The sequence below is a fragment of the Chitinophaga ginsengisegetis genome (assembly GCF_900168065.1).
Taxonomy (GTDB): domain Bacteria; phylum Bacteroidota; class Bacteroidia; order Chitinophagales; family Chitinophagaceae; genus Chitinophaga; species Chitinophaga ginsengisegetis.
This window is the reverse complement of record NZ_FUZZ01000002.1, coordinates 1,015,288-1,029,330: the sequence shown is the minus strand read 5'-3', so window position 1 is coordinate 1,029,330 and position 14,043 is coordinate 1,015,288. Positions and strand designations below refer to the sequence as shown.

The following is a 14,043-nucleotide window of genomic DNA, read 5'->3' as shown; positions in this document are numbered from 1 at the left end:
AGCAAATGATCAGCTGTTAAAAATAAAATTATGTTGAATCTCTGCAAGTGTGGGCAGGATCAGGTCTTTGTCTGAAACTACCGCATCATCCAGGTTGATGCCCCAGTCGATGCCCAGGGCGGGATCGTTATAGATGATACCCCCTTCGCTGCCTTTATGGTAGAAGTTATCACATTTGTACATTACTTCTGCTGTTTCACTGATCACTGCATAGCCATGCGCAAATCCTTTAGGCACCAGTAGCTGCAATTTATTGCTGGCGCTTAATTCAATTGCAAAAGATTTCCCGTAAGTAGGAGAGCCTTTGCGGATGTCTACTACGGCATCAATAATGCTTCCTTCCAGTACCCGTACCAGTTTCGTTTGGGCATAAGGTTCCAGTTGATAATGCAGTCCGCGTAGCACACCATAGGTAGAACGTGCCTGGTTGTCCTGTACAAATTTGTACTCAATACCTTCCGCGCTGAAGGTGCTGGCGTTATAGCTTTCGAAAAAATAACCACGATGATCGCCAAAAACTTTTGGCTCGTAAATTAACAGATCGGGTATTCCGGTTTGTTGAAAAGGCATGTGTAATAAACTATAAGCTGTGAGCGGTCGGCTTAAAAGCCAACCGTTCATCGCTATCTTTTTTGATATTGTTCGTTATAATATTGTTGATAGTTTCCGCTGGTAACGTTGTTGAGCCAGGTTTCATTTGCCAGGTACCAGTCAACCGTTTTTTCCAGCCCTTCTTCAAACTGGAGAGAGGGTTCCCAACCCAGTTCTTTATTGAGCTTGGTAGCATCAATAGCGTAGCGGAGATCATGTCCGGCCCTGTCTTTTACAAAAGTGATCAGCTGGGCAGAAGTACCTTCGGGACGGCCCAGTTTCTTATCCATGATTTTACACAGTAACTGAATCAGGTCAATATTTTTCCACTCATTGAATCCGCCTACATTGTAGGTTTCACCTACTTTTCCATGATGGAAAATGGTGTCAATTGCGCGTGCGTGGTCGTTTACATATAACCAGTCGCGTATATTTTCACCCTTTCCGTAAACAGGTACCGGCTTACTATTTTTGATATTGTGAATAGCCAGTGGTATCAGCTTTTCAGGGAAATGATGAGAACCGTAGTTATTGGAACAATTGGATATAACAGCAGGTAAGTGATAGGTATGATAATAAGCCATTACAAAATGATCCGAACTGGCCTTTGAAGCGGAGTAGGGCGAACGAGGATCATAGGCGGTGGTTTCAAGGAAAAATCCTTCATCTCCCAGTGATCCGTATACTTCATCAGTAGATACATGATAGAAAAGCTTCCCGTTCATATCATCTTTCCAGTGTTTCCGCGCATTGTTCAGCAATACTGCAGTACCCAATACATTTGTTTTGATAAATGCCAGCGGGTCCATAATGGAGCGGTCTACATGGCTTTCTGCAGCCAGGTGAATAACGCCGTCGAACTGATATTTCGCAAAAAGTGCATCAACAAAGGATTCTTCCGTGATATCACCTTTCTCAAAAATGTAATTCGGTTTATCTTTTACATCTGTCAGATTTTCCAGGTTACCGGCATACGTCAGGGCATCGAGGTTTACGATCTGGTAATCGGGATACTTATTGACAAATAGCCGTACCACATGTGAACCAATAAACCCGGCGCCGCCTGTAATTAATAGTTTTCGCTTCATTCCTGAGAAAAGTTTTATTTTAATAAGGCTTCTTTAAAATATTCATAAGTGATCTTTAACCCTTCCTGTCTGCCTACTTTCGGCTCCCAACCCAACAGGGTCCGGGCTTTGGTAATATCAGGCTGACGTTGTTTCGGATCATCTTTTGGTAACGGATGATAAACAATTTTTTGCTTTGAACCCGTTAACGCGATAATTTCTTCTGCAAACTGGTTCAGTGTGATTTCCTGCGGATTACCGATGTTAACAGGCAGGTGGTAATCGCTTAACAATAAACGATAAATGCCTTCTACCAGGTCATCGACATAACAAAATGAACGGGTCTGGCTGCCATCACCAAATACCGTGAGGTCCTGGCCATTCAGCGCCTGGCTCATGAATGCGGGCAGTGCACGGCCGTCATTGAGTCGCATACGTGGACCGTAAGTATTGAAGATACGGATGATACGTGTTTCTACGCCGTGGAAATTATGATAAGCCATCGTAATAGATTCGAGGAACCTTTTGGCTTCGTCATATACTCCCCTGGGGCCAACTGGATTTACATTTCCCCAGTATTCTTCCGGTTGCGGATGCACGTTTGGATCGCCATACACTTCAGATGTGGAAGCTACGAGGATACGCGCCTTTTTTTCCTTTGCCAGTCCCAGCAGGTTATGCGTTCCCAGTGATCCTACTTTCAGTGTCTGGATAGGCATCTTCAGGTAATCGATCGGACTGGCCGGAGAGGCAAAGTTCAATATGTAGTCCAGCTTTCCCGGAATATGTACAAACTTGGTAACATCGTGGTGATAGTATTCAAATTCCGGCAAAGGAAAAAGATGTTCGATATTTTTGATATTGCCGGTAAGGAGGTTGTCCATGCCAATTACATGAAAGCCTTCTTTTATAAAGCGATCGCAAAGGTGGGAGCCAAGAAATCCGGCAGCACCGGCAATAAGTATTTTTTTCTTTTCCATGTTGTTGTTATAAATAGTTACAATATTGCTGGTATACGCCCTACACTTTCATAATGATAGCCAAGTTCTTTCATGCGGGACACTTCAAAGAGATTTCTGCCGTCAAAAATAGCCTGATTTTTAAGACTGGCTGAAATTTTATGAAAGTCAGGAGTCCTGAATACGCTCCATTCAGTAGCAATGATCAGGGCATCTGCGTTTTCCAGGCAGGTATATTGATGCTCGGCGTAAATAATTTTATCTCCCACTACCTGCTTTACATTTGCCATAGCTTCCGGATCAAAAACGCTTACAGTAGCGCCTTCGGCCAGCAGTGCTTCAATGATGTACAATGCCGGCGCTTCCCGGATATCATCTGTATTAGGTTTGAAGGCAAGGCCCCACAGTGCAAAGTGTTTGCCCTTCAGATCGTTTTTAAAGAAACTTTTTATTTTCGGGAGAAGGAACAGTTTCTGATTCTCATTTACATCCATTACGGCATTCAGTATCTTAAATTCATACTGTGCATCCTGGGATGATTTTACCAATGCCTGTACGTCTTTCGGGAAACAGCTGCCGCCGTAGCCGATGCCGGGGAAAAGAAAACGCTTGCCAATACGGTCATCACTACCAATACCCTTGCGTACCATATCCACATCTGCACCGAGTTTTTCACATAGCACTGCAATTTCATTCATGAAGGAAATTTTTGTAGCCAGGAAGGAATTGGCGGCGTACTTGGTAAGCTCCGCTGATTTTTCATCCATGAACAGGATAGGATTTCCTTGTCTTACAAAAGGAGCGTACAGTTCTCCCATTACTTTGCGCGCTCTTTCAGACATGGTACCAATTACAACTCTGTCTGGTTTCATGAAGTCATCTACAGCCACGCCTTCACGCAAAAATTCAGGGTTGGAAACCACATCAAACGGGGTTTTGCAATTTTGCGCGATGGCGGCGGTTACTTTTTCCGCAGTACCCACCGGTACGGTGCTTTTGTCTACAATTACCTTGTAGTCTGTCATAATTTTACCCAGGTGGGCTGCTACGTTCAGCACAAAGGAAAGGTCTGCAGCTCCGTCTGCTCCCGGCGGGGTAGGCAATGCCAGGAAGATTACTTCGGCATCTTTAATACCTTCTTCCAGGCTGGTTGTAAAGAACAAACGTTCCTCCTTGAGATTGCGTTCAAATAGTTTTTCCAGCCCAGGCTCATAAATAGTAATCTGACCTGAAGAAAGCTTTTTTACTTTGTTGGCGTCAATGTCTACACAAGTGACGTCATTTCCTGTTTCGGCAAAACATGTCCCGGTTACAAGACCTACATAACCAGTTCCTACTACTGTAATTTTCATGCGGGGTAATTATTTTAAAAATGATTTAACTGACTGGATAATATGCTCCAGCTGATCGGGATCCATTTCAGTGTGTATTGGCAAGGAAATCACCTTTGTGGTGAGACTATCGGTTACGGGGAGATTAAAGGCTGCGCCACCGAAATGCTCGAACATTTTCTGGCGGTGGGCAGGAACAGGATAATAGATCATGGCAGGTACTTCTTTTTCTGCCAGGTATTTCTGCAGCTCGTTTCTATCAGCGCCGTCTAACTGCAGCGTATACTGATGAAATACATGATAACTGTAAGGAGCGCGATAAGGTGTTGTTATCTGTGGCATATCTGCAAATGCAGCATCATAAGCATCTGCCACCGCACGGCGTGCCGTAATATATTCATCCAGTAATGGAAGTTTAATGCGTAATACAGCTGCCTGTACGGAATCAAGACGGGAGTTGCAACCTACCACATCATGATAATAACGTGCCGACTGCCCATGATTGGCTACCATGCGGATTTTTGCCGCCAGCTCGTCGTCGTTGGTGAAAATTGCGCCGCCATCTCCATAGCAACCCAGGTTTTTGGATGGGAAGAAAGAGGTACAGCCAATATGACCAATAGCGCCGGCCTTTTTCTTTGTGCCGTCACTAAAAGTATAATCAGCGCCAATAGCCTGGGCATTGTCCTCAATTACATACAGCTTATGTTTTGCGGCTAATGCCATCAATGGTTCCATATCCGTTACATGACCGTACAAATGCACCGGCACTATGGCTTTGGTTTTAGGAGTAATTGCTTTTTCTATGGCAGCTACATCCACGCAGTATGTCTGGGGATCTACATCCACAAAAACGGGCTTCAGTTGCAGCAAGGCGATTACTTCTGCGGTAGCTATAAAGGTAAATGAGGGGGTTATTACTTCATCGCCTGGTTCCAGTCCGAGCGCCATCATGGCAATTTGAAGCGCATCCGTACCATTTGCACAGGGAATCACATGCTTTACGTTCAGGTACGACTGCAATTCACTGCTAAACTTCTGAACCGCGTCACCATTAATAAAAGCGGAACTATCCAGCACTTCGCCGATGGCTGCATCTACCTGTGATTTAATCTTCGTATACTGGCGTTTCAAGTCTACCATCTGAATAGGAACCATATGATCGTATATTTTTATTTTGTTTAAAGTGTGCAAATTTACAAATTTTGGGATTGGCTGGGGATTATCTTTGCATTCAACTGAAAATTAAGTAAAAGTACGCAGGCGAATGATAGCAACAGGAATTTATAATGCAGGGCTTCAGTTATATAAAGCGGGAGTGTACCTGGCCGCACTGGCAGGTAAAACCAAAGCCAGGCGCTGGCTGGAAGGCCGGCAGCACTGGCAGTCGCGTATGCGGAAGAACGGAATCGGCTCGCAGCCGGTAGTATGGATCCATGCTGCCTCCCTGGGCGAATTTGAGCAGGGAAGGCCGGTCCTGGAAGCTATCCGTGCTGCCTGGCCCTCGTATAAAATTTTGTTAACTTTTTTTTCGCCTTCAGGGTATGAGGTCCGGAAAGACTATAAAGGCGCCGATTATGTTTGTTACCTGCCCTTGGATACCCGCGGCAACGCCCTGGATTTCCTGGATATTGTACAGCCCGCCCTGGCCATCTTCATAAAATACGAATTCTGGTATCACTACCTGACTACCCTGCACCAACGGAATATTCCTACACTGCTGGTATCAGGCATCTTCCGCCCCGACCAGGTGTTCTTTAAAGGTTATGGTGGTATGTTCCGTGGCCTCCTGCAGCAGCTGACACATATATTTGTACAAAATGAAGCGTCGCTCCAATTACTCCGCGGCATCGGGCTGCAAAATAGCAGTATCAGCGGTGATACGCGGTTCGACCGGGTAGCCGCATTGCTCAATGAACACCGGGAATTGCCTGAAATTTCCATTTTTGCCGGCGAAAATCGATTGGTCGTTGCCGGTAGTACCTGGCCAGCCGATGAAAAGATATTGAGCGACTGGTGGAAAGAAAAGGAAGAAACAGACATAAAGCTGATCCTTGCACCACATGAAATTGATGACAACCATATCCAATCGGTGCTGGCATTGTTTCCCGGCGCGCAGCGCTTTTCAGAATTGAAGAACGGGAATAGCAGGCCGGGCGACGTACTGATCATAGATAATATTGGCATGCTCACCACCCTCTACCGCTATGCGGTTATCACCTATGTGGGAGGCGGCTTTGGGAAAGATGGCATACATAACATACTGGAGCCGGCGGCTTACAGCAAGCCGGTGATCATAGGACCGGAGTTTGGAAAATACTTCGAAGCGGTAGAACTGGTGGCAGCGGGAGGGGCGTTGGTGGTTCATAATTACAGAAATCTCCACACCCAGATGGAACGACTCCTGGCCGACAGGAAGGCTTACGCCGAAACTGCCGCCATCGCCGGAAATTATGTAGCCGCCAATACGGGCGCTACTCAAAAGGTATTAAATTATATTCAGGAGAAACGCTTTCTGAGCAACGAATAGAAGTGCTGCACCAGGTGATGGTCATCTTCCCATCCCTGTATAATTTTTATTTCACGCTGGATCCAGTAATCTGCTTCCTGGAGGTTACCACACTCATTGATGGTTTTAATGGAACGTTCGTACAGGTCCCGGTCGCCCCGGAACAGCTCCTGTATAAACTGGTATTTTTCGTTGATGCCAATGGCCTGCCGCAGGTCATTAATGGGCATCTCCCCGAGTTTCTGCGCTACTTCTACCTGTTGTTGCCGCAAACGGTCGTTCAGTGAAGTGCCGTTGCTGCCAACAAGTTCATTGAGATCTTTTCTAAGCTCGCCGTTGTTGGTAACGGGCGCTGTATTTTTTACCGGTGGTATATCATCAAACAGGGTGGCTGCCTGTGCGGGTTTGGGTTTTTCCACAGGAGGTTGATTAACCGCCAGTGTAGGGATAGGTTGCGCTGTAACAACTGGTTCCGGTTTGGGAGGTACCAGGTCGGCCGCCGGAGGTACTGCTGCCATAGGCGTTTCCAACGGTGTTGTTGGTGTTTCTACAGGTTTGGGCGCTTCAGCCGGTTTAGCAGCCGGAAGTTCCTCCGTTCTGGACGCCCGGCCATTAATATCTTCCGTAAGGATTACCGTGTTACGGGTAGGCGTATCGTTTAGCCTGGCTGCGCGGGTATTGATATCTTCAGGTTCCGCGGCGGCAACTGGTGCTTCCGCCGGTTTATTTGAAGGTAATGTTGTAGTTTGCGGCGCAGTTGCTGCCGGTGCAGGTACGGTTACCGGTTGTTGTGCCGGCATGATCACCGCAATATTTCCCTGCGTGGATTGCACCTGTTGCTGATGTAGCTTGTTACGTGCATGCAGCACCTCTGCCTGGAGCAATTGCGCGTAATACGAAATTGCAGAAAGCTCAGCCCCGGAATTTTTTAATTCCTGTAGTTTTTCAATTAATGCATTAATTTTTTCCATGCCTTAATTGTTAACGGGTTAGTGATAGAAATTATTTTATTTTCATAAAATTAGAATATTTTAATTAATTAGTAATCAAATTAGTATAATATGTTTATTGAACCTTCTCTTGCAGGAGGGCGGAGGGGCTGGATTGAAGTAATTTGCGGCTCTATGTTTTCGGGAAAAACCGAGGAACTGATCCGCCGGCTCAAACGGGTACGTATCGCCAATTTAAAAGTGGAAATATTCAAGCCTGCGGTAGATACCCGGTATGATGAAGGCAATATTACTTCCCACGATGAAAATAAAATCATTTCCACGCCGATAGAAAATTCCCAGCAAATACTGCTGCTGGCCCAGGAAGTAGATGTGGTGGGTATTGATGAGGCCCAGTTTTTTGATGATGAGTTGCCAAATGTATGTGATCAGCTGGCGCTTCGCGGGGTACGTGTTATCATTGCCGGGCTGGATATGGATTTTACAGGGAAACCGTTTGGGCAAATGCCCTTCCTGCTGGCAAAGGCAGATTATATTACGAAGTTACACGCCATCTGCGTAAAGTGCGGTCATATTGCCAATTACTCTTACCGTAAATCGGCGTCGAAAGAAACGTTGCTGTTGGGGGAGAAAGATCTGTATGAGCCGAGATGCAGGCACTGTTATTATGAGAACGTATGATAAAGAAAAAGGAAGGTCAGCGACCTTCCTTTTTCTTTATGCCTGTTGTTTTACTTTAAACGTAAATTTCTTCTGGGTAAGATAGCTGAAAGTTACCACCAGCGCGGTAGTACATATCTTACCTACGGTGGCATAAAAGTGTAGCTGATCTACAAATATCTTCATTAATAAATAGTTCAGTACAATACAGATCCCTACCAGCATGAAGTAACGGAACAATTGCACGCGTCCGCGTAAATTGGATTCAGAGAACACTACATATTTGCTGAGCAGGAAACCGGTGGGAAAGGTAACGGCCATTGACATGAAGAGGGCGGCGATATGCGCGCTCATACTAACCGGTCCGAGATGCACCATCTGCTGGTGCAGTACAAAATTATAACACACATAATACAGGCATATATCCAATACAGTATTGCCCCCGCCACATGCGAGGTAGCGAAAGGTTTGCCAGGGCATCACCTTCGAAAAGGGCTGGTAAAAGAACTGAAGGATCTGTAATATGATGTTACGTAACATAATTAAAATTGGCGCAAAGTTATGCGTTTTCGGGTTTTTTCGGAAACACTTTAACGAAAGTTAACAACTGTTTTGGCTTATCTTAACATATTCCTTTTTTTCCAGGCAGATTCACGTGGATTGCTGCTGACAGCCGCTTCCTGTAAATTTATGTTGTTTTGCTGCCATACGTACGCAGCCAGGATGGCCGCCAGTTTATTGATATCTGTTTCGTTTGTAAGCAGCGACTGTGGCGTAAAGTATTTATTGATAAAATTGGTATCGAAATTACCTTCAATGAACGCCGGCTGCTGCAATGCCCATTTACCAAAGGGCAGTGTGGTTTTGATCCCTTTTACCTGGTATTCTTCAATAGCGCGGATCAGGCGAAGCCGGGCTTCTTCCCGGTTGCTGCCCCAGGCGATGAGCTTGGCAATCATAGGATCGTAGTAAATGGGAATATCCATTCCCTGCTCGTACCCGTCATCCACTCTTACGCCGTAACCCTGCGGACGGATATAGGTTTCCAGTTTACCGGTATCCGGCAGAAAGTTATTGGCCGGATCTTCCGCGCAGATGCGCAGTTCGATGGCATGACCGTTTATTTTCAGGCTTTCCTGGGTAAAAGACAGTTTTTCTCCCCGGGCTATTTTAATCTGTTCTTTTACGAGGTCGAGGCCGGTGATCAGCTCTGTAACCGGATGCTCTACCTGCAGGCGGGTATTCATTTCCAGGAAGTAGAAATTCAGTTGTTCATCCACCAGGAACTCCACGGTACCGGCGCCATAATAGTTACAGGCTTTGGCTACATCTACGGCACATTGTCCCATAGCAGCGCGGATAGCCGGTGTAAGACAGGACGACGGCGCCTCTTCAATCAGCTTCTGATGGCGTCTTTGAATAGAACACTCCCTTTCAAATAAATATACACAGTTACCGTGACGGTCGCCCAGTACCTGTATTTCTATATGGCGGGGCGAACCCACATACTTCTCTATAAATACAGCATCGTCGCCAAAAGCGCTAAGGGCTTCACTTTTAGCCATTCTGATCTGCTCATCCAGTTCTTCAGGTGTATTTACCACCCTCATCCCTTTACCGCCACCGCCGGCGGATGCTTTGATCAGGATAGGAAACCCTGTTTTCTTTACTACCTCCCTGGCCTCTTCCACACTGCGTAAAGGCGTTTCTGTGCCGGGCACCATAGGTACGCCAAATTTCTGCGCGGCCTGTTTGGCTGCCAGCTTGCTACCCATTACCTCAATGGAAGCCGCAGACGGCCCAATGAAGGTAATGCCGGCATCAGTTACCTGTTGCGCAAAGCGGGCATTTTCACTCAAAAATCCATATCCCGGGTGAATGCCATCCGCTCCTGTTTCTTTTGCCACGGCAATTATTTTTTCGCCCAGCAGGTAAGATTGATTGGAAGGTGCAGGACCAATGCAAACGGCTTCATCTGCATATTGTACAAAAGGCATGGTACGATCAGCTTCGGAATATACCGCCACTGTTTTTATACCCATTTCCCGCGCAGAACGCATGATACGTAATGCGATCTCTCCCCGATTGGCAACCAGAATTTTCTTCATCAGCAGTTTGCTTTTAACAAGGCCCCTTTGCTATGGGGATGTCATTTTTTAATGAGGGGCTAAATATACTTAAAAATGACTAACGGCTGAAAGCTAATTGTGAATAACTATCTTTGCGCCTGATCATGAAAAAAAGCAATCCTATACATCAGACATTCACCCTTGTAAAAAAGGATCTTACGCTGGAATTACGCCAGCAGTATGCTTTTTATGGGGTACTGCTCTATATCGTGTCTACTGTTTTTGTTATCAACCTGATGATGGGAAGACCAGACGACAAAGTATGGAACGCCCTGTTCTGGGTGATACAGCTGTTTGTAGCGGTGAATGCGGTCGCTAAAAGTTTTATGCAGGAAAGCCGGGGCCGGCTCCTGTACTTCTATTCCCTGGTGAATCCCCGTTGTTTTATTGCGGCCAAACTGATCTATAATGTGATATTGATGACCCTTATGAGCATTATTGCATTGGTTTGCAGTATTGCTTTCCTGGGGAATCCCATCATCAACCCCGTTTATTTTGTGGGCATGGTATTGTTGGGCGGTACCAGTATCTCCCTGCTGTTTACCATGCTGGCGGCTATTGCAGCCCAGGCCAATCATAATGCCGCCCTGATGGCGGTAATGGGTTTCCCGCTGATCATGCCGGTGCTGATGCTGCTGGCCAACATCTCTTTATCTGCCTTTGTAACGGTATATCAGCCGGAACTGCCTAAAATGTTCCTCTTACTCGGGGGAATGGATATACTGGTTATTGCCCTGACAATGATCCTTTTCCCTTTTTTGTGGAAAGACTGATATTAGAAATATCAAACAAAAAGCTCACTTCTGTAAAGGATATTTAACGGGGAATTACTGCCGTTGGATAAACTTAAAATCCCCGAAAATCTTTGTGATTAGGTTTAAAACGTGTAGGTTTGCCCCCGAATATAGCTATTAAAAAATGGCCAGACATTGGTGGAAAGCATTAGCGATACTGCTTCTTTTATATGTAATTATCGCCGGGTTCACTGTTAAAATACCTATAATAGGAACCAACGGACAATCATCCCGCGGATTGTTCTTTCACGTACCGATGTGGATATGTATGTATACCATGTACACCATATCTATTGTCAACTCCCTGCTTTATCTGTCGAAATATGATTTAAAGAGAGATGTACTTGCCTCCAGCGCTGCCGGAATAGGTACTTTCTTTGGCGTATTGGGTTTTGCAACGGGTACACTCTGGGCTACCTATACCTGGGGCGGCACGCTGACAGACGATCCCAAACAGATGTGTACGGCCATTGCCATTCTTATCTACATGGCTTATCTGGTGCTGCGCATGTCGATACACGACCTCGACAAACGGGCACGGATATCCGCAGTTTTTAACATTTTTGCCTTTGCATTGCTGATACCATTAACCTACATCATTCCCCGCATGGTGGATTCCCTGCATCCGGGAAGCGCTACCACACCAGGCTTTGCATCAAAAGATACTGATGGCTCCATGAAACTGGTGTTGTACCCGGCCTTTATCGGCTGGACCCTGCTGAGCGTGTGGATATTCACACTGGTAGTACGTTATAGGAAATTACAGCTTAAAAATATTTTTAAATGATCAATAGAGCGTTTTCATTTTGCCTGACCCTGGCCTTGCTATTCATTTCGGTACTGGCAAATGCACAACAGCAGAATACAGAGAAAGGACCGGTCAACGAATTCTTCCGCAGCAACGATAAAATTTATGTGATCGTTGGTGTTTTAGTGATCATTTTCCTGGGAATCGTGTTATTCCTTATCAATCTGGACAGAAAGATCGGTAAACTGGAAGAAAAAGATAAAAATCAGTAACCCAAAAACGTTTAAAATCTAATCGTTATACCAAAACAATAATTTTTATGTCGCAAGATCAGCATTATAGCTTCTTCCAGAGTGTGGAGAAAAGCTTCGACAAAGCAGCTGCATTCACCAAATGGGACAAAGGTATCCTGGAGCAGATCAAGGCCTGCAACGCCGTTTACCAGATTAAATTCCCGGTGAGAATAGGCGATTCTGTACAGGTAATTGAAGCTTACCGCGTACAACATTCACATCATAAACTTCCCTGTAAAGGTGGTATCCGCTTCAGCGATGAAGTAAACCAGGACGAAGTAATGGCACTGGCATCCCTGATGACCTACAAATGCGCCATTGTAAACGTACCGTTTGGTGGTGCCAAAGGTGGTTTGAAAATTAACCCCCGCAACTATACGCCCTTCCAGCTGGAAGCGATTACCCGTCGCTATACCGCGGAACTGGTAAAGAAAAACTTTATCGGACCCGGTACAGACGTTCCCGCTCCCGATTACGGTACCGGCGAAAGAGAAATGAGCTGGATCCTGGATACTTACATGAGCTTACGCCCGGGTGAAATAGATGGTTATGGTTGTGTTACCGGTAAACCTGTATCACAGGGCGGTGTGCGCGGTCGTACCGAAGCAACCGGTTTGGGTGTATTCTACGGCTTACGCGAACTGTGTAATATCAAGGAAGATATGGACCGTCTCGGTCTTACTACCGGTATCGAAGGAAAAAGAGTGATTGTGCAGGGTATGGGTAACGTAGGTTATCACGCTGCCAAATACTTCCACGAAGCCGGCGCTAAAGTAATTTGCCTGATCGAGTGGGATGGTGCTATCTATAACGAACAGGGTATGAATCCTGATGAAGTACTGATGCACAAAAAAGCTACCGGTTCTATCGTAAACTTCGCCGGCGCTACCAACCTGAATAAAAATACAGATGGTCTGGAACTGGATTGCGAAATCCTGATCCCTGCTGCCCTGGAAAATGTAATTGATAAACACAACGCTCCCAACGTTAAAGCAAAGATCATCGGTGAAGCTGCCAATGGTCCTTTAACACCGGAAGCCGACGAAATCCTGAATAAGAAAGGTGTGATCGTTGTTCCGGATATGTTCCTGAACGCCGGCGGTGTAACCGTTTCTTATTTCGAATGGCTGAAAAACCTCAGCCACGTGCGTTATGGCCGTTTGGGCAAACGCTTCGATGAGAATATGAACATTCATATCCTGCAAACCATCGAAGAGCTGACCGGCAAAACCGTTTCTGATAAAGAAAGAAAATTCATTGCGCACGGTGCGGATGAAGTGGACCTGGTATATTCCGGCCTGGAAGAAACCATGCACGCTGCACTCCATGAAGTACGCGACGTAATGATGGCTAATCCGCAGATCCATGATATGCGTACAGCCGCTTACGTAGTAGCCATTAATAAAGTAGGTGCTGCTTACGAGCAACTGGGTATTTTCCCTTGATGCGCAGCGACAGATAATTTTTGTAGAAGGGCCTCCGTGTATGCGGAGGCTTTTTTTATATAAATACCGGCAGCTGGTTCAGAAACCGCCATTTATTTTCGGTGGCCACATAGTTGCCGCAAAAAGTGTTCACACCGTTGGTGATCACGAGGTAAGTAGCCGGGATCACCATGTTATAGCGGATCACCTGCTGCATGGTATGCTCGGTGAGGGGCACATTCATTTCTTTGCATTCCACCAGCATCCAGGGTTGTGTGGCACGGTTGTAGATCACAATGTCGTACCGCTTTTTCATCTCTCCCAAAAAAATTTCCTTTTCAATACCTATCAGGGAAGCAGGATATGCCAGCACTTTTACCAGGTAGTTCAGAAAGTTTTGTCTTACCCACTCTTCCGGCGTGAGTACCACATATTTTTTACGGAAGCGGTCAAAGATGAGTTCTTTGCTGCCTTCTTTCATAATTTTAAAATCGGGTGGGGGGAAGCTGATAGCGATCAAGATATAACTGATTTTAATACTGCTGCGAAGATAGTTACATTAGGATAATATTGAGGTTAGCGAACAAA

Annotated in this window: 15 protein-coding genes; 6 read left to right on the top strand and 9 right to left on the bottom strand. The window is 45.7% G+C overall.

Annotated elements, in window-relative coordinates:
• Positions 1 to 9: 9 nt before the first annotated feature.
• Genes rfbC through B5Z18_RS18025 form a run of 5 tightly spaced genes read right to left on the bottom strand, consistent with a single transcriptional unit; the run spans position 10 to position 5,106 of the window.
• The gene (gene rfbC / locus B5Z18_RS18045) at positions 10 to 570 is read right to left on the bottom strand and encodes a dTDP-4-dehydrorhamnose 3,5-epimerase (protein ID WP_079471007.1); all 561 of its coding nucleotides are present in this window, start codon (positions 568 to 570) and stop codon (positions 10 to 12) included.
• Positions 571 to 623: 53 nt separating this feature from the next.
• Entirely contained in the window at positions 624 to 1,679 is a 1,056-nt protein-coding gene (gene rfbB / locus B5Z18_RS18040) for a dTDP-glucose 4,6-dehydratase (RefSeq protein ID WP_079470867.1), read from the bottom strand.
• A gap of 14 nt (positions 1,680 to 1,693) precedes the next feature.
• Positions 1,694 to 2,638 carry a UDP-glucuronic acid decarboxylase family protein gene (locus tag B5Z18_RS18035; protein WP_079470866.1) on the bottom strand — a complete coding sequence of 315 codons (945 nt, stop codon included), beginning with the start codon at positions 2,636 to 2,638 and terminating at the stop codon, positions 1,694 to 1,696.
• 17 nt (positions 2,639 to 2,655) lie between these two features.
• The gene (locus B5Z18_RS18030) at positions 2,656 to 3,969 is read right to left on the bottom strand and encodes a UDP-glucose dehydrogenase family protein (RefSeq protein WP_079470865.1); all 1,314 of its coding nucleotides are present in this window, start codon (positions 3,967 to 3,969) and stop codon (positions 2,656 to 2,658) included.
• A gap of 9 nt (positions 3,970 to 3,978) precedes the next feature.
• On the bottom strand, positions 3,979 to 5,106 hold the full coding sequence (locus B5Z18_RS18025; protein WP_079470864.1) for a DegT/DnrJ/EryC1/StrS family aminotransferase: 1,128 nt from the start codon (positions 5,104 to 5,106) through the stop codon (positions 3,979 to 3,981).
• Between the two features lie 109 nt (positions 5,107 to 5,215).
• Here B5Z18_RS18025 and B5Z18_RS18020 point away from each other — a divergent pair, with 109 nt between their 5' ends.
• Complete coding sequence (locus B5Z18_RS18020; protein WP_079470863.1) at positions 5,216 to 6,478, top strand: 3-deoxy-D-manno-octulosonic acid transferase; 1,263 nt, start codon at positions 5,216 to 5,218, stop codon at positions 6,476 to 6,478.
• Here the strand turns inward: B5Z18_RS18020 and B5Z18_RS18015 are convergent.
• A complete protein-coding gene (locus B5Z18_RS18015; protein ID WP_079470862.1) occupies positions 6,448 to 7,428 on the bottom strand; it encodes a hypothetical protein in 981 nt (326 codons plus the stop codon). The genes B5Z18_RS18020 and B5Z18_RS18015 overlap by 31 nt on opposite strands.
• A gap of 90 nt (positions 7,429 to 7,518) precedes the next feature.
• Between B5Z18_RS18015 and B5Z18_RS18010 the strand changes: the two genes are divergently transcribed.
• Positions 7,519 to 8,088 carry a thymidine kinase gene (locus tag B5Z18_RS18010; protein WP_079470861.1) on the top strand — a complete coding sequence of 190 codons (570 nt, stop codon included), beginning with the start codon at positions 7,519 to 7,521 and terminating at the stop codon, positions 8,086 to 8,088.
• Positions 8,089 to 8,124: 36 nt separating this feature from the next.
• Here the strand turns inward: B5Z18_RS18010 and B5Z18_RS18005 are convergent, their stop codons facing one another.
• Together B5Z18_RS18005 and accC are read right to left on the bottom strand one after the other, a co-directional pair.
• Entirely contained in the window at positions 8,125 to 8,607 is a 483-nt protein-coding gene (locus tag B5Z18_RS18005) for a GtrA family protein (protein ID WP_079470860.1), read from the bottom strand.
• 77 nt (positions 8,608 to 8,684) lie between these two features.
• Positions 8,685 to 10,175 carry an acetyl-CoA carboxylase biotin carboxylase subunit gene (gene accC / locus B5Z18_RS18000; RefSeq protein ID WP_079470859.1) on the bottom strand — a complete coding sequence of 497 codons (1,491 nt, stop codon included), beginning with the start codon at positions 10,173 to 10,175 and terminating at the stop codon, positions 8,685 to 8,687.
• A 125-nt stretch (positions 10,176 to 10,300) separates the two neighbouring features.
• Between accC and B5Z18_RS17995 the strand changes: the two genes are divergently transcribed.
• The 4 genes from B5Z18_RS17995 to B5Z18_RS17980 all read left to right on the top strand — a co-directional run bounded on the left by B5Z18_RS17995 (position 10,301) and on the right by B5Z18_RS17980 (position 13,476).
• Complete coding sequence (locus B5Z18_RS17995) at positions 10,301 to 10,969, top strand: heme exporter protein CcmB (protein ID WP_079470858.1); 669 nt, start codon at positions 10,301 to 10,303, stop codon at positions 10,967 to 10,969.
• 145 nt (positions 10,970 to 11,114) lie between these two features.
• Positions 11,115 to 11,777: a cytochrome c biogenesis protein CcsA gene (gene ccsA / locus B5Z18_RS17990; RefSeq protein WP_079470857.1), complete on the top strand. Its 663-nt coding sequence runs from the start codon at positions 11,115 to 11,117 to the stop codon at positions 11,775 to 11,777.
• Positions 11,774 to 12,010 (top strand): CcmD family protein, encoded by a 237-nt coding sequence (locus B5Z18_RS17985; protein ID WP_079470856.1) that lies wholly within the window; start codon positions 11,774 to 11,776, stop codon positions 12,008 to 12,010. Before ccsA ends, B5Z18_RS17985 begins: the two co-directional genes overlap by 4 nt.
• 47 nt (positions 12,011 to 12,057) lie before the next feature.
• Complete coding sequence (locus B5Z18_RS17980) at positions 12,058 to 13,476, top strand: Glu/Leu/Phe/Val family dehydrogenase (RefSeq protein ID WP_079470855.1); 1,419 nt, start codon at positions 12,058 to 12,060, stop codon at positions 13,474 to 13,476.
• Between the two features lie 55 nt (positions 13,477 to 13,531).
• Here the strand turns inward: B5Z18_RS17980 and B5Z18_RS17975 are convergent, their stop codons facing one another.
• Complete coding sequence (locus B5Z18_RS17975; RefSeq protein WP_235015953.1) at positions 13,532 to 13,936, bottom strand: type I restriction enzyme HsdR N-terminal domain-containing protein; 405 nt, start codon at positions 13,934 to 13,936, stop codon at positions 13,532 to 13,534.
• Positions 13,937 to 14,043: the final 107 nt, after the last annotated feature.

Coding starts and splice junctions, on each gene's coding strand:
- B5Z18_RS18030 (WP_079470865.1), bottom strand. CDS start 3,969: ATGAAAATTACAGTAGTAGGAACTGGTTATGTAGGTCTTGTAACCGGG.
- B5Z18_RS18035 (WP_079470866.1), bottom strand. CDS start 2,638: ATGGAAAAGAAAAAAATACTTATTGCCGGTGCTGCCGGATTTCTTGGC.
- rfbC (WP_079471007.1), bottom strand. CDS start 570: ATGCCTTTTCAACAAACCGGAATACCCGATCTGTTAATTTACGAGCCA.
- B5Z18_RS17980 (WP_079470855.1), top strand. CDS start 12,058: ATGTCGCAAGATCAGCATTATAGCTTCTTCCAGAGTGTGGAGAAAAGC.
- accC (WP_079470859.1), bottom strand. CDS start 10,175: ATGAAGAAAATTCTGGTTGCCAATCGGGGAGAGATCGCATTACGTATC.
- B5Z18_RS18005 (WP_079470860.1), bottom strand. CDS start 8,607: ATGTTACGTAACATCATATTACAGATCCTTCAGTTCTTTTACCAGCCC.
- rfbB (WP_079470867.1), bottom strand. CDS start 1,679: ATGAAGCGAAAACTATTAATTACAGGCGGCGCCGGGTTTATTGGTTCA.
- B5Z18_RS18020 (WP_079470863.1), top strand. CDS start 5,216: ATGATAGCAACAGGAATTTATAATGCAGGGCTTCAGTTATATAAAGCG.
- B5Z18_RS17985 (WP_079470856.1), top strand. CDS start 11,774: ATGATCAATAGAGCGTTTTCATTTTGCCTGACCCTGGCCTTGCTATTC.
- B5Z18_RS18025 (WP_079470864.1), bottom strand. CDS start 5,106: ATGGTTCCTATTCAGATGGTAGACTTGAAACGCCAGTATACGAAGATT.
- B5Z18_RS18010 (WP_079470861.1), top strand. CDS start 7,519: ATGTTTATTGAACCTTCTCTTGCAGGAGGGCGGAGGGGCTGGATTGAA.
- B5Z18_RS18015 (WP_079470862.1), bottom strand. CDS start 7,428: ATGGAAAAAATTAATGCATTAATTGAAAAACTACAGGAATTAAAAAAT.
- B5Z18_RS17995 (WP_079470858.1), top strand. CDS start 10,301: ATGAAAAAAAGCAATCCTATACATCAGACATTCACCCTTGTAAAAAAG.
- ccsA (WP_079470857.1), top strand. CDS start 11,115: ATGGCCAGACATTGGTGGAAAGCATTAGCGATACTGCTTCTTTTATAT.
- B5Z18_RS17975 (WP_235015953.1), bottom strand. CDS start 13,936: ATGAAAGAAGGCAGCAAAGAACTCATCTTTGACCGCTTCCGTAAAAAA.